This is a genomic window from Janthinobacterium sp. EB271-G4-7A (genome assembly GCF_020858075.1).
Taxonomy (GTDB): Bacteria; Pseudomonadota; Gammaproteobacteria; order Burkholderiales; family Burkholderiaceae_D; genus Janthinobacterium; species Janthinobacterium lividum.
Window position 1 is genome coordinate 1,466,701 of sequence record NZ_JACYMI010000001.1, and the last position, 13,866, is coordinate 1,480,566.

General features: G+C 62.1%; 14 protein-coding genes. All 14 read left to right on the forward strand.

Annotated features, from left to right (window positions below):
• Positions 1-36: 36 nt before the first annotated feature.
• The 14 genes from hisS to IGS58_RS06660 all read left to right on the forward strand — a co-directional run bounded on the left by hisS (position 37) and on the right by IGS58_RS06660 (position 13,861).
• Positions 37-1,398, forward strand: coding sequence for a histidine--tRNA ligase (hisS, locus tag IGS58_RS06595; protein ID WP_034789042.1), 1,362 nt, complete (start codon positions 37-39; stop codon positions 1,396-1,398).
• 54 nt (positions 1,399-1,452) lie between these two features.
• Positions 1,453-2,121, forward strand: a complete 669-nt coding sequence (locus IGS58_RS06600; RefSeq protein WP_034752031.1) for a YfgM family protein — start codon at positions 1,453-1,455, stop codon at positions 2,119-2,121.
• 85 nt (positions 2,122-2,206) lie between these two features.
• On the forward strand, positions 2,207-3,352 hold the full coding sequence (gene bamB, locus IGS58_RS06605; RefSeq protein WP_230520909.1) for an outer membrane protein assembly factor BamB: 1,146 nt from the start codon (positions 2,207-2,209) through the stop codon (positions 3,350-3,352).
• Between the two features lie 4 nt (positions 3,353-3,356).
• Entirely contained in the window at positions 3,357-4,703 is a 1,347-nt protein-coding gene (gene der, locus IGS58_RS06610; protein WP_034752028.1) for a ribosome biogenesis GTPase Der, read from the forward strand.
• A 241-nt stretch (positions 4,704-4,944) separates the two neighbouring features.
• Positions 4,945-5,181, forward strand: coding sequence for an RNA chaperone Hfq (gene hfq, locus IGS58_RS06615; protein ID WP_008450615.1), 237 nt, complete (start codon positions 4,945-4,947; stop codon positions 5,179-5,181).
• Between the two features lie 114 nt (positions 5,182-5,295).
• Positions 5,296-6,519: a GTPase HflX gene (gene hflX / locus IGS58_RS06620; protein ID WP_034752026.1), complete on the forward strand. Its 1,224-nt coding sequence runs from the start codon at positions 5,296-5,298 to the stop codon at positions 6,517-6,519.
• Positions 6,520-6,521: 2 nt separating this feature from the next.
• A complete protein-coding gene (gene hflK / locus IGS58_RS06625; RefSeq protein ID WP_070254060.1) occupies positions 6,522-7,814 on the forward strand; it encodes an FtsH protease activity modulator HflK in 1,293 nt (430 codons plus the stop codon).
• The gene (gene hflC, locus IGS58_RS06630) at positions 7,814-8,701 is read left to right on the forward strand and encodes a protease modulator HflC (protein WP_034789029.1); all 888 of its coding nucleotides are present in this window, start codon (positions 7,814-7,816) and stop codon (positions 8,699-8,701) included. Before hflK ends, hflC begins: the two co-directional genes overlap by 1 nt.
• A gap of 270 nt (positions 8,702-8,971) precedes the next feature.
• Positions 8,972-10,132: an ATP phosphoribosyltransferase regulatory subunit gene (locus IGS58_RS06635; RefSeq protein WP_070254058.1), complete on the forward strand. Its 1,161-nt coding sequence runs from the start codon at positions 8,972-8,974 to the stop codon at positions 10,130-10,132.
• Positions 10,133-10,135: 3 nt separating this feature from the next.
• A complete protein-coding gene (locus IGS58_RS06640) occupies positions 10,136-11,449 on the forward strand; it encodes an adenylosuccinate synthase (RefSeq protein WP_034789024.1) in 1,314 nt (437 codons plus the stop codon).
• A 66-nt stretch (positions 11,450-11,515) separates the two neighbouring features.
• Positions 11,516-12,061, forward strand: a complete 546-nt coding sequence (locus IGS58_RS06645; RefSeq protein ID WP_034752020.1) for a phosphoribosyltransferase — start codon at positions 11,516-11,518, stop codon at positions 12,059-12,061.
• A gap of 65 nt (positions 12,062-12,126) precedes the next feature.
• A complete protein-coding gene (locus IGS58_RS06650) occupies positions 12,127-12,636 on the forward strand; it encodes a GNAT family N-acetyltransferase (RefSeq protein ID WP_034789022.1) in 510 nt (169 codons plus the stop codon).
• The gene (locus IGS58_RS06655) at positions 12,633-13,559 is read left to right on the forward strand and encodes a WD40 repeat domain-containing protein (RefSeq protein WP_230520910.1); all 927 of its coding nucleotides are present in this window, start codon (positions 12,633-12,635) and stop codon (positions 13,557-13,559) included. Before IGS58_RS06650 ends, IGS58_RS06655 begins: the two co-directional genes overlap by 4 nt.
• Positions 13,556-13,861: an NIPSNAP family protein gene (locus IGS58_RS06660; RefSeq protein WP_230520911.1), complete on the forward strand. Its 306-nt coding sequence runs from the start codon at positions 13,556-13,558 to the stop codon at positions 13,859-13,861. Before IGS58_RS06655 ends, IGS58_RS06660 begins: the two co-directional genes overlap by 4 nt.
• Positions 13,862-13,866: the final 5 nt, after the last annotated feature.

Genomic DNA, 13,866 nt, shown 5'->3' on the forward strand with positions numbered 1-13,866 from the left:
TCATCCGACAATCAAGTTAAAGCAAAGAAGAACACTATGTCCGAAAATAAAAAAGCAGAAAAAATTACAGGCGTGAAGGGCATGAACGATGTCCTGCCAGCCGATGCCCCGCTGTGGGAATTGTTTGAAAACACGGCGCAATCCGTGCTGCAAAGCTATGGCTTCCAGCAAATCCGCACGCCGATCGTGGAAGAAACGAAATTGTTCGCGCGCGCCATCGGCGCCGTGACCGATATCGTGGAAAAGGAAATGTATTCGTTCACCGATTCGATGAACGGCGACAACCTGACCCTGCGTCCTGAAGGCACGGCCGGCGTGGTGCGCGCCGTGGTCGAGCACAACCTCGTCTACGAAGGCCCGAAACGCCTGTGGTACAAGGGCCAGATGTTCCGCCACGAGCGCCCGCAAAAAGGCCGCTACCGCCAGTTCCATCAGTTCGGCGTGGAAGCCATCGGCTTCACGGGCCCGGATATCGACGCCGAGATCATCATGCTGTCGCGCCGCCTGTGGGATGACCTGGGCCTGGAAGGCATCCGCCTGGAACTGAACTCGATCGGCGACGCGGCCGAGCGCCTGCGCCACCGCGCCGACCTGATCGCCTACCTGGAAAGCCACAGCGAGCTGCTCGACGAAGAAGCCAAGCGCCGCCTGCACAGCAATCCGCTGCGCATCCTCGACACCAAGAACCCTGCGATGCAGGACCTGGTCAATGGCGCGCCGAAGCTGCTGGACTACCTGGGCGAGGAATCGTTGGCCCACTTCCACGGCGTGCAGAAGATATTGAACCACAACAATATCCCGTTCACCATCAATCCACGCCTGGTGCGCGGCCTCGATTACTACAACCGCACGGTGTTCGAGTGGGTCAGCGACAAGCTGGGCGCGCAAGGCACGGTCTGCGCCGGTGGCCGCTATGACGGCATGGTGGAAATGTTCGGCGGCAAATCGACGCCCGCCGTCGGTTTCGGCATGGGCGTCGAACGCCTGGTATTGCTGATGAAAGACGCGGCCGAGCCCGAGCAGCCGGCCCAGTGCGACGTCTACCTGGTGCACCAGGGCGAGCAGGCAGGCTTGCAAGCCTTCGTGCTGGCCGAGCGGATTCGCGATGCGGGCCTGGACGTTGTGCTACATTGCGCAGCGAGCAACGGCGGCGGCAGCTTCAAGACGCAAATGAAAAAGGCCGACGCCAGCGGCGCGGCGTTTGCCGTGATCATGGGCGACGATGAAATCGCCAATAACGTCGCTACGGTGAAAGCCATGCGCGAAGCCGATGCCGGCGCGCAGCAGAACACGGTGCCGTTCGACGATGTCGTCGATTACGTGGTGGACCAGATCATCGGCGACCACGATTGCGGCCATGACCACGGTCCTGGCGGCCACGTGCATCACCACCATTGATTTGCAGCAAGACCGTACTACCCTCGATCAACTACTCATTAAAACTGACGACCCATGGCATACGATCACGAAGAACAAGAACAACTGGCAACCCTCAAGGCCTGGTGGCAGCGCAATGGCAATCTGACCTCCTGGGTCCTGATCGTGGCGCTGGCAGGCTACAGCGGCTGGGCTGGCTGGCAGTACTACCAGCGCACGCAGGCTGCGCAAGCGGGCCAACTGTACGACGAACTGCAAAACGCCATCGCCGCCAAGGACACCGCCAAGGTGATGCGCGCGGCTGGCGACATGCAATCGCGTTTCAGCGGCACGGCGTATGCGCAGATGAGCGCCCTGGCCGCGGCCAAGGTGGCGTTTGACGCGAATGACCTGAAAACGGCCAAGACCCAGCTGCAATGGGTTGCCGAGCACGGCACGGAAGAGTACAAGGCGATCGCCAAGCTGCGCCTGGCCGGCGTCCTGCTGGATGAAAAAGCCTACGATGAAGCGCTGAAAGTGCTGGCAACGGCTTCCGTGGCGCAATTTGCCGGCGCCGTGGCCGACCGCAAGGGCGACATCCTGGTGGCGCAAAACAAGCTGGCCGATGCGCGCACGGCTTACCTGGCCGCACTGGCCGCGACGGACAAGAACAACCCAGGCCGTCAATTGATCCAGGTCAAGCTGGAAGCGATTGGCGGTACGGTACCGGAAGACAAGGCCAAGGCTGACAAGGCTGCCGCCTGACAGGAACACTGACGGCGTGGCCGCGTGGCGCTTTGCACCGCCGGTCTTGCCCTTACAAGTACAAGAAAAAGGTTGGATAACACTTATGCGTGTCACTGAAAAGCTGGTAGCTGCAAGTCTGTTGGCCCTGATGGCCGGTTGCTCGTCCTGGAACCCGTTCGCCTCGAAAGATCCGAAAGTCGAACCGGCCAAGCTGGTCGAGTTAAAATCGAGCATCGCCGTGCGCGACGCCTGGAAGTATTCGATCGGCAAGGCCGGCGTCTACGCCTTCACGCCTGCGCTGGCCGGCAACGGCCTGTACGTGGTCAGCGCCGATGGCGCGCTGGCGCGCCTGGACGCGGCCAGCGGCCGTGAGACGTGGCGCGTCAAGGCCGGCAGCGACATCACGTCCAGCGCCGGCAGCGATGGCACGCTGGTGGCCGTGGGCGCCGCCAAGGGCACCGTGCTGGCGTTCGATGCCGACGGCAAGCAGCTGTGGAAGGCGCAGGCGTCCAGCGAAGTCTTGACGGCGCCCGTCGTAGGGCAGGGCGTGGTGGTGGTGCGCAGCGTGGACAACCGCATCGTCGGCTTCGACGCCAAGACGGGTGAACGCAAGTGGACGGTGCAGCGCGCCACGCCGGCCTTGACCTTGCGCAATGCGCCGGGCATGGTGCTGGGCGGCGCGAACATCTACGTGGCCCAGCCGGGCGGCAAGCTGCTGGCGCTGACGGCGGCCACCGGTGTGGTACGCTGGGAGATCGTCGTCAGCGAACCGCGCGGCGCCACCGAACTGGAACGCGTTTCCGATATCGCCGGCGCACCGGTGGTATTCGAAGGCGAAGTGTGCGCCGTCACGTACCAGGGCAAGGCGGGCTGCTTCGATGCCGCCACGGGCGTGCCGCGCTGGACCAAGCCGATCTCGTCCGATGTGGGCGTGGCCGTCGACCAGCGTTTCGTGTTTGTTGCCGACGCCCAGGGCGCCGTCGTGGCGTTCAGCCGCGAAGGCGGCCAGAGCGCCTGGAAGAATGAGGCGCTGGCGCGCCGCCGCCTGTCGACGCCGGCCTCCTACGGCCGCAGCGTTGCCGTCGGTGACTATCAAGGTTACATCCACTTCCTGTCACGGGAAGATGGCGCATTAATAGGTCGTGTCAGCACCGACGGTAGCCCGATTGTTTCGGCTCCCGTTGTTGCCGGTTCGAATTTGATTTTTCAAACCCAATCAGGGACAGTGACCGCTCTCGCGGTCGAGTAATACAATGAAGCCGGTAATTGCACTAGTAGGTCGACCCAATGTTGGGAAATCGACTTTATTCAATCGTCTGACCCGCTCGCGCGATGCGCTGGTGGCGGATTTGCCTGGGTTGACGCGCGATCGTCACTATGGCGAAGGCCGTGTCGGCGAACGTCCCTTCCTGGTCATCGATACGGGTGGTTTCGAACCCGTCGCCAAGGAAGGCATCATGCACCAGATGGCACTGCAGACCAAGCAGGCCGTGGCCGAGGCCGACGTGGTGGTGTTCATCGTGGACGGCCGTCAGGGCCTGACCCCGCATGACAAGACCATCGTTGACTTCCTGCGCAAGAGCGGCCGCCCGGTCTTGCTGGTGGTTAACAAAAGCGAAGGCATGCGCTACACGGCCGTCGTGTCCGAATTCTATGAATTGGGCATGGGCGATCCGTATGCGATCTCGTCGGCGCACGGCGACGGCGTCAACGACCTCGTCGAAGTGATGCTGGACCTGGCGTTCGCGCAGCGTCCGGATGAGCCTGAAGAGCTGGAAAAGACCGACCGCGGCATCAAGATCGCCCTCGTCGGCCGTCCGAACGTGGGCAAGTCGACCTTGATCAACACGCTGCTGGGCGAAGAGCGCGTGATCGCCTTCGACATGCCGGGCACGACGCGCGATTCGATCGAAATCCCGTTCGAGCGCGATGGCCAGCAATACACCTTGATCGACACGGCCGGTATCCGCCGCCGTGGCAAGGTGTTTGAAGCGATCGAGAAATTCTCGGTGGTGAAAACGCTGCAGTCGATTTCCGAAGCCAACGTGGTCGTGCTGATGCTCGACGCGCAGCAGGATATCTCGGAACAGGACGCGCATATCGCCGGCTTTATCCTGGAATCGGGCCGCGCGCTGGTGGTGGCCGTGAATAAATGGGATGGCTTGCAATCGCACGAGCGCGATGAAATCAAGATCGATATCGACCGCAAGCTCGATTTCCTGTCGTTCGCGCAGATGCATTTCATTTCGGCGCTGAAGGGCACCAATATCGGTCCGCTGATGAAGTCGCTCAACGCCGCGTATGCGGCCGCCATGTGCGACCTGTCGACACCGAAGCTGACGCGCGCCCTGATCGAGGCCGTGGAGAAGCAGGAACCGCGCCGCAAGGGGTCGATTCGTCCGAAGCTGCGCTATGCGCACCAGGGCGGCATGAACCCGCCTGTGATCGTTATTCACGGCAATGCGCTCGACGCCGTTGGCGATCCCTACAAACGCTATCTGGAAAAACATTTCCGCGATACGTTTGCGTTGGTCGGCACGCCGCTGCGCATCGAACTGCGCACGGGTAAAAACCCGTTTGCACGCACGCCAAGCAAGTAATGATTTAAATGCTGAATTAAGTGCATATTAAGGCGCCGCAGAGATAATGCGGCGCCGACAGCCAATTCAATGGCTTTTGCACGAGAATAATAAAGTGTTAATGCGCCATGCGCGACAGCGATCGCGAAAACAGGTTACAGTAGCTATGACGCATCTTTCTTTCTTTGAAAGGTGTGAGAGCACTTGAAATCAAGCGAGTCGCCTCCAATTCTTACACAACAACATAAACAACGGAGCTGTTATGAGCAACAAAGGGCAACTGTTACAAGACCCATTCCTCAATGCATTACGCAAAGAGCATGTTCCTGTCTCGATTTACCTGGTCAATGGCATTAAATTGCAGGGCCATATCGAATCGTTCGATCAATATGTCGTATTGCTGCGCAATACGGTGACACAGATGGTGTACAAGCATGCCATCTCGACAGTGGTGCCGGCCCGTGCCGTCAATCTCAATATTGAATCTGAAGCGGAGTAAAGCGTTGAGCTTGACGGCCCAGCGCCTTTCACCCTCTATCGCCCCCGTCCGCGCCAGCGGCGCTGATGCGTTTGCATCGGCGTCGGCGTCCGCCGCAACTCATCAGATGCCATCATGCGCGCGGCACTAGTCGGGGTTGACTTCGGTCACAGCGACTTCGCCGCCAGCATGGAGGAACTCATGCTGTTGTCGCGTTCGGCTGGCGCGGACCCGATTTCCACCATCACGGCCAAGCGATCCAGTCCCGATTCCGCGTATTTCGTCGGCAGCGGCAAGGCCGATGAAATTGGCGACGTCGTCGTCAACGATGGCCTGGAAATCGTCATTTTCAATCACGCCCTCTCACCTGCCCAGCAGCGCAATCTGGAAAAGCGCCTGAATGTGCGCGTGCTCGACCGTACCAGCCTGATCCTCGACATCTTCGCGCAACGCGCCAAGAGCCACGAGGGCAAGCTGCAAGTCGAGCTGGCCCAGCTGCAGCATCTGGCCACGCGCCTGATCCGCGGCTGGACCCACCTTGAGCGGCAGAAGGGCGGTATCGGCTTGCGCGGTCCCGGCGAGACGCAGCTCGAGACCGACCGCCGGCTGATCGGCGACCGCGTCAAGGCCTTGCGCGCCCGTCTGGAAAAGCTGCACAAGCAGCGCGAAACGCAGCGCCGCGCGCGCGGCCGCAATCACACATTCTCGGTGTCCCTGGTCGGCTATACCAATGCCGGCAAGTCGACCCTGTTCAATGCCGTGACCAAGGCCGGCGTGTATGTCGCCGACCAGTTGTTCGCCACCCTCGACACCACCTCGCGCCGGGTTTACCTGGGCCAGGAAGTGGGTAACGTGGTGATCTCCGACACGGTCGGCTTCGTGCGCGAATTGCCGCACCAGCTGGTGGCCGCATTCCGCGCCACGCTTGAAGAAACCATCCATGCCGATTTGCTGCTGCATGTCGTCGACGCCGCGTCGCCGGTGCGCATGGAGCAGATCGAGCAGGTCAACCTGGTCTTGAAAGAGATCGGCGCCGATCATATTCCGCAAATCCTCGTGTGGAACAAGATCGATGCGGCCGGGCTGGAGCCTTCGGTGGAGCGCGACGAATATGCTACGATCAGTCGCGTGTTCGTCAGTGCGCAGAAGGGCAGCGGGCTCGACCTGCTGCGCGATGCGATAGTCGAGATGGCCAGGAAGGCGCCCGGTTCGGCCCACCTGTACCAGAACGATGAAGCACCGCAGGAAGATCAGTTTGACGGTCAGTACGACCAGCACGATGGCGCCGCCCCGGACCAGGACGAAGAGCCTGGCGAGGACGATAGGATTTCCACCCACTCCCAAGTCGGAACACGATAGTTATGCTTGTCTCCCTACTCAAAAAAACAGGCTTGAAGTTGTCCCTGAACGATCCCCGCTGGGGCAATCGCAAGGACGACGGCAAGAAAGCCCAAGAAGGCAAAAAGCCCGGCGAAGGTCCGCCGGACCTCGATCAGTTGTGGCGCGATTTCAATCAGCGCCTGAACGCCTTTTTCGGACAGAAGAACCGTCCCGACAACGGCGGCAATAACAACGGTGGCGGCGGTGGTCCGCGTCCCGACATGAAGGGCGCCGGCATCACCGCCGGCGTGGTCGGCGTGATCGCCGTCTTCATCTGGCTCGCCAGCGGCGCCTTCATCGTGCAAGAGGGCCAGAACGGCGTCGTGCTCACGTTCGGCAAGTACAGCCACACCACGCCGGCCGGTTTCAACTGGCGCTGGCCGTACCCGTTCCAGACCGACGAAACCGTCAACGTGTCGCAGGTGCGCACGGTGGAAGTGGGTTACCGCCAGTCGCTGCGCAACAAGCAGGCCAGCGAGTCGCTGATGCTGACGGACGATGAAAACATCATCGACATCCAGTTCGCGGTGCAATACACCCTGAAGGATCCCGTGGCGTGGCTGTTCAACACGCGCGACCAGGAAGACACCCTGCGCCAGGTCGCCGAAACGGCGATCCGCGAAGTCGTCGGCCGCAGCAAGATGGACTTCGTGCTGTACGAGGGCCGCGAAAAGGTGGCTTACGATACGCAGCAGCTGATGCAGCAGATTCTCGACCGCTACAAGGTCGGCGCCGTCATCACCAACGTGACGATGCAGGCCGTGCAGCCGCCGGAACAGGTGCAAGCCGCCTTCGACGATGCCGTCAAGGCAGGCCAGGACCGCGAACGCCAGAAGAATGAAGGCCAGGCTTACGCCAACGACGTCATTCCAAAAGCCCGCGGCGCCGCATTCCGCCTGATGGAGGAAGCGGCCGCGTACAGCGCGATGGTGACCGAGAACGCCGCCGGTAATGCTTCGCGCTTCAAGCAGGTGCTGGTCGAGTACCAGAAGGCGCCGGTTGTCACGCGCGACCGCATGTACCTCGAAACGATGCAGCAAGTGTTCAGCAGTGCCAGCAAGGTCATGGTCGACGCGAAGACGGGGAGCAATCTGCTGTACCTGCCGCTCGACAAGCTGATCGCCCAGACGGCTGCCACCGATGCCGCCGCTGCCGCCGCCCGTGCTGCCGCGACACCCGCAGCCAACACCGTTTTGCCACAGGAAGCCATGCCGACAGTAGAAGTCAATACGCGCCGCGACAGCCGCTCTTCGCGTGAACGGGAGAGCCGCTAATGAACCGTATCGTAGCCGCCCTGATCGCGGGCTTTATCGCGATCATGCTCTTGTCCTCGACCGTGTTCGTGGTCGACCAGCGTAAGTATGCGGTCGTCTTCGCCCTCGGTGAAGTCAAGGAAGTCATCAGCACGCCGGGCCTGTATTTCAAGCTGCCGCCGCCGTTCCAGAACGTGCTGTACCTGGACAAGCGCATCCTGACCCTGGATACGCCGGAACCGGAACGCTTCATCACGGCCGAAAAGAAGAACATCCTCGTCGACGCGTATGTGAAGTGGCGCATCGCCGACCCGCGGCTGTATTTCCGCAGCTTTGGCGGCGATGAAAAGCCGGCCCGCAACCGCATGTCGCAAATCGTCAAGGCAGCGCTGAACGATGAAATCACCAAGCGCACCGTGCGCGAAGTGATCTCGGGCCAGCGCGGCAAGGTGATGGAAGCGATCCTGGCGAAGGTCTCGGCGGAAGCCAAGGCCATCGGCGTGGAAATCGTCGACGTGCGCCTGAAACGCGTCGACTACGTCGAGCAGATCAACAACTCCGTGTACGAGCGCATGAAGTCCGAGCGCGTGCGCGTGGCCAATGAGCTGCGTTCGACCGGTTCGGCCGACTCCGAGAAAATCCGCGCCGACGCCGACAAGCAGCGCACGGTGATCCTGGCCGAAGCGTATCGCGAAGCCGAGAAGATCCGCGGCGAGGGCGATGCCAAGGCATCGCAGATCTATGCGGAAGCGTTTGGCAGGAATCCGGAGTTCTACAAGTTTTACCGTAGCCTGGAAGCCTACCGCGCCACGTTCAAGGACAAGGGCGACGTGATGGTGGTCGATCCGAGTTCGGAATTCTTCAAGTACTTCAAGGGCGGCGGCGCAGCCGGCTCGGCCAAGAAGTAAGGCAGCATCGAGACTGCGCCCGGCCGCAAGGACGGGTGCGGCAGCAGCGGGGCCGGCGTCAATGCCGGCCCCGTTTTTTTGTGTCCGCCATGTTGTTGCGGGAAGGCGTAAAATGCGGTGTTTTTAGGGCTGTGCGGCGGCGTTTCGGACAACTTATCCCTAAAGGCCCGTGTTTTCGCGTAAAATATCAGGTTCGGCCTCTTGCCTGGCGCGCCTGCCGCTGCCTCGCATGATGCATTTTTTCAACTTTCTTCCGTATCTCGCTCCCTCATGCCGAATTGGCTTTTGCCCGAAAATATTGCCGATGTTCTGCCGTCGGAAGCGCGCAAGATCGAAGAGCTGCGCCGCCTCATGCTGGATAATTTCCGTCTGTACGGATATGAACTGGTGATGCCGCCGCTGCTCGAGTATCTGGAATCGCTGATGACTGGCGCTGGCAAGGATACCGACCTGCGCACGTTCAAACTGGTCGACCAGCTGTCGGGCCGCATGCTCGGCCTGCGCGCCGACATGACGACGCAAGTGGCGCGCATCGACGCGCACCTGCTCAACCGTGCCACCGTCACCCGCCTGTGCTACGCCGGCAGCGTGCTGCATACCCGTCCGTCGGGCCTGCACGCCACCCGCGAGCCGCTGCAGATCGGCGCCGAAATCTATGGCCACGCCGGCCTGGAAGCGGATGCCGAGATCCAGGAACTGGCGCTCGCTTCGCTGGCACTGGCCGGATTCGACGCGGTACGCCTGGATTTGTCGCACGTCGGCCTGTTGCGCGCTATCATTGCGCAAGACGCCAATGCCGAGCGCGACGAAGCTGCGCTGTACACCCTGCTGCGCGCGAAAGATGCGCCGGGCCTGCGCGCCCTCACGGCCGGCTATGACGCCGTGACGCGCGATGCGCTGCTGGCCTTGCCGAACCTGTATGGCGACATCGACGTGCTGGCGCGTGCGCGCGAAGTGCTGCCGCCGCTGCCGGGCGTGCTCAAGGCGCTGGCCGAACTGGCCGCGCTGGCAGGATCCGCGCTGGGCCGCGCCGAAGTGGCGATCGACCTAGCCGACCTGCGCGGCTACCAATATGAAAGTGGCGCGATGTTTGCGCTGTATGTACCTGGCTTGCCGAACGCGGTTGCGCGCGGCGGCCGTTATGACCACGTCGGCGAAGCGTTCGGCCGGGCTCGTCCCGCGACCGGCTTCTCGCTCGATTTGCGCGAACTGGCGCGCCTGTTGCCGACCGCGGAACGGAAGCATTCGATCCGCGCGCCGTGGGGCAGCGCGCCAGAATTGAAGGAAAAAATCGCCGAGTTGCGCAAGGCGGGCGAGGTCGTGATCCAGAGTATGCCGGGTCACAGTAATGAACAAGACGAGTTCGAGTGCGATCGCGTGCTGGTACTTGCCGATAATGGTAGTAGCTGGATTCTTAAAAACTTAGGTTGAGTGATGTCAAAGAAAATTATGGCAAAGAACGTTGTTGTCATCGGCACCCAATGGGGCGATGAAGGTAAAGGCAAGATCGTCGATTGGTTGACCGATCACGCCCAAGGTGTGGTGCGCTTCCAGGGCGGCCACAATGCAGGCCACACGCTGGTCATCGGTGGCGTGAAAACCGCGCTGCAGCTGATCCCGTCGGGCATCATGCGTCCAGGCGTCGCCTGCTACATCGGTAACGGCGTGGTCGTTTCCGTGCCGGACGTGCTGCGCGAAATCGACAAGCTGGAAGCCGTCGGCGTCGAAGTCGCCTCGCGCCTGAAAGTGTCGGACGCCGCGCCGGTGATCCTGCCTTACCACTCGGCACTCGACCTGGCCCGTGAAGCTGCGCGCGGCGCGGCCAAGATCGGCACCACGGGCAAGGGCATCGGCCCGGCCTACGAAGACAAGGTGGCGCGCCGCGCCATCCGCGTCGCCGACCTGCTGAACGAGAGCCGTTTCGCTGAAAAACTGGCGGAAAACCTCGATTACCACAACTTCGTGCTGGAGCACTACCTGAAAGCTCCGCGCATCGATTACCAGAAGACCCTCGACGACGCGCTGGCCTATGTGCCGCGCCTGCGCCCGATGGTCACCGACGTGTCGAGCGCGCTGTACAAGGCGCACAAGGCCGGCGCGAACCTGCTGTTCGAAGGCGCACAGGGTTCCCTGCTCGACGTCGATCACGGCACCTATCCGTTCGTCACCTCGTCGAACTGCGTGGCCGGCAATGCCGCCGCCGGTTCGGGCGTCGGTCCTGGCATGCTGCACTACATCCTGGGCATCACCAAGGCTTACACGACGCGTGTCGGCTCCGGCCCGTTCCCGTCGGAACTGCCAACGGATGCGGGCGTCGGCCACCACCTGGCGCAAGTCGGCCATGAATTCGGCACCGTGACGGGCCGTGCCCGCCGCTGCGGCTGGTTCGACGCCGCCTTGCTGCGCCGCTCCGTGCAGATCAACGGCGTGACGGGCATGTGCCTGACCAAGCTGGACGTACTGGATGGTATCGAAACGCTGAAACTGTGCACCGGCTACACCATCGACGGCGTGGCCACGGACATCTTCCCATCGGGCGCTGAAGAAGCCGCCCGTTGCGTACCTGTGTACGAAGAGATGCCAGGCTGGACGGAAAGCACGGTCGGCGCGAAATCGCTGGCGGCCCTGCCGGCAACGGCGCGCGCTTACATCAAGCGCATCGAAGAACTGGTCGGCGTGCCGGTGGACATGGTTTCGACCGGTCCGGATCGTGAAGAAACGATCGTGCTGCGCCACCCATTCGAGTAAGCTGCTGGACACAATCCGCCGCAAGGCGGATTTTTTTAATCACGCTAATAATAAGATTCCACTATCATGACTACCCCACAATCGAACGATCAACATCTCTGGGTCAACTGGGAAGAATACCACCGCCTGATCGAGCGCCTGGCGCTCAAGGTCTACGAATCGGGCTGGAAATTCGACCAGGTATTGTGCCTGGCGCGCGGCGGCGTGCGTCCCGGCGACGTGTTCTCGCGCATTTTTGATTTGCCGTTGGCCATCCTGTCGACCAGCTCCTACCGCGAAGACGCGGGCACGGTGCGCGGCGACCTCGATATCGCCAAGTACATGACGATGACCAAGGGCCCGCTGGCTGGCCGCATCCTGCTGGTCGACGACCTGGCCGATTCGGGCGTCACCCTGGACAAGGTCACGCGTCACCTGAAGGAAAACTTCCCTGACGTGACCGAAGTCAAATCGGCCGTGATCTGGTTGAAAGGCTGCTCCGTCGTGCGTCCCGACTACTTCCTCGATGAACTGCCGCACAATCCGTGGATCCACCAGCCGTTCGAAGACTACGACGGCCTGCGTCCGCACCAGCTGGCGGCGTGGATCAAGAAGGGCGAAGCAGGCAAGTAATCGCGTGTGCGCTTGCAAAAAAAAGACGATCGTGTATCGTCTTTTTTTTCGTCCAAGGAAATGCGATGACCATACTGACGACGGCGCGCCTGCGCCTTGAACCGATCACCGAGCAGCACTACGAGCGCATGCGCACCCTCAACACGGATCCCGAGGTGATGACCTATCTGAATGCGGGCCAGCCCGAGACGGAAGAAAATACGCGCGCGGCCGTCACGCGCATCACGGGCCGCTGGGCCGAGTGGGGCTATTCGTGGTGGGCGCTGATACGCCTCGATGATGGCGAGATGGTGGGCATGGCTTGCCTGCAGCATCTCGATGGCGACAAGACTAAACCGCATGAAATCGGCTGGCGCCTGGCGCGTACAGGCTGGGGCCAGGGCTATGCCAGCGAGGCGGCTGCCGCCATCGTCGCGCACGCGTTCGATGTCGTCGGCGCGCCCGCAGTGGTGGCCGTGGCCCACCCGGACAATGCCGCCTCGATCAAGGTCATGACGCGCCTGGGCATGCAATACGTGGGCATGGGGCGCCATTACGACCTCGATTGCGTCGTGTACCGCCTGGCACGCCCGTGACGGCGACGCGCAAGCCCTTGAAGCTGGGCTGTAGCTACGGCGTGCAGTTTTCACCCGATGGCACGCGCCTGGCCGTGCTGGGGCGCGACCTGGTGCTGTGGGACGTGGCGGCAGGACAGAAACTGTGGCGCGGCAAATTCATCGCGCACATGTCGGGCATGGCCTTCTCGCCCGACGGCAGCCGGCTCGCCATCAAGAGCACGACGGGCCAGATTGCCGTGGTGGATGCCGATGCGGGACAATTGCTGTTCAATTTCCAGAACAAGAAAGATGGCGAAGGCTGCGGCCCCGCGTGGTCGCCGTGCGGCAGGTATCTGGTCGATGGCGCCTGGGATGGCCGCCTGCGGGTGCGCGACGCGCAGACGGGCGACGCGCTCTTCACGCAGGCGCACCCGGGCGAGATGCTGCGCGGCATGTGGGCTATCGGTGGCGGCCGGCGTCTGCTGCTCCTGCATGGCGTCAAATCGGTGGAAGAGGGGCAAGTGCAGCCGCCCGACTATTGCAGCGTGTGGGACTGGCCGCTGCAGGCGGGCGCCGGCCGCGTGGTGCTGTCGCTGCCGAAGCTGGCGTCGTGCGCGCCGTCGCCCGATGGCACGCTCCTGGCAGTGCTGCATTACGCTGACGGCCAAGAGTCACTGTCCGTGCATGCGCTGGACGATGGCCGCCGGCTGGCCACGGTGCCCGTGGAGGCGGGCGGCGGCACGGGCGGCGCCTTGCGCTGGCTGCCCGACGGCAGCGCGCTGGGACGCATCGGCAAGGGCAAGCTGCTGTTCTACGCCTGGCCGGGACTCGGCGTGCTTGCCGAACACGCCGTTGCCTATCCCTGCGCGCTGGACTTCTTGCCTGGCTCGCCACTGGTCGCCATCGGTTCCTGGGAAGCTGGCATGCTGATGGAACTGAATTTACAAAAGGAAGACTCATGATCACCTGCTACCTGCGCTACATCATCGATCCGTACAAACTGAAGGAATTCGAAGCCTACGGCAAGCTGTGGATACCGCTGGTCGAACGTTTCGGCGGCCAGCACCACGGCTACTTTTTACCCTCCGAAGGCGCCAGCAACGTGGCGCTGGCCATGTTCTCGTTTCCCAGCCTGGCTTTGTACGAGCAGTACCGCATCGACTCGATGCAGGACGCCGAATGCCAGGCCGCCTTCCGCTATGCGGAAGAGACGCGCTGCATCGTCAGCTACGAGCGCAGTTTTTTCCGCCCCGTGTTTGGCTGAACAGG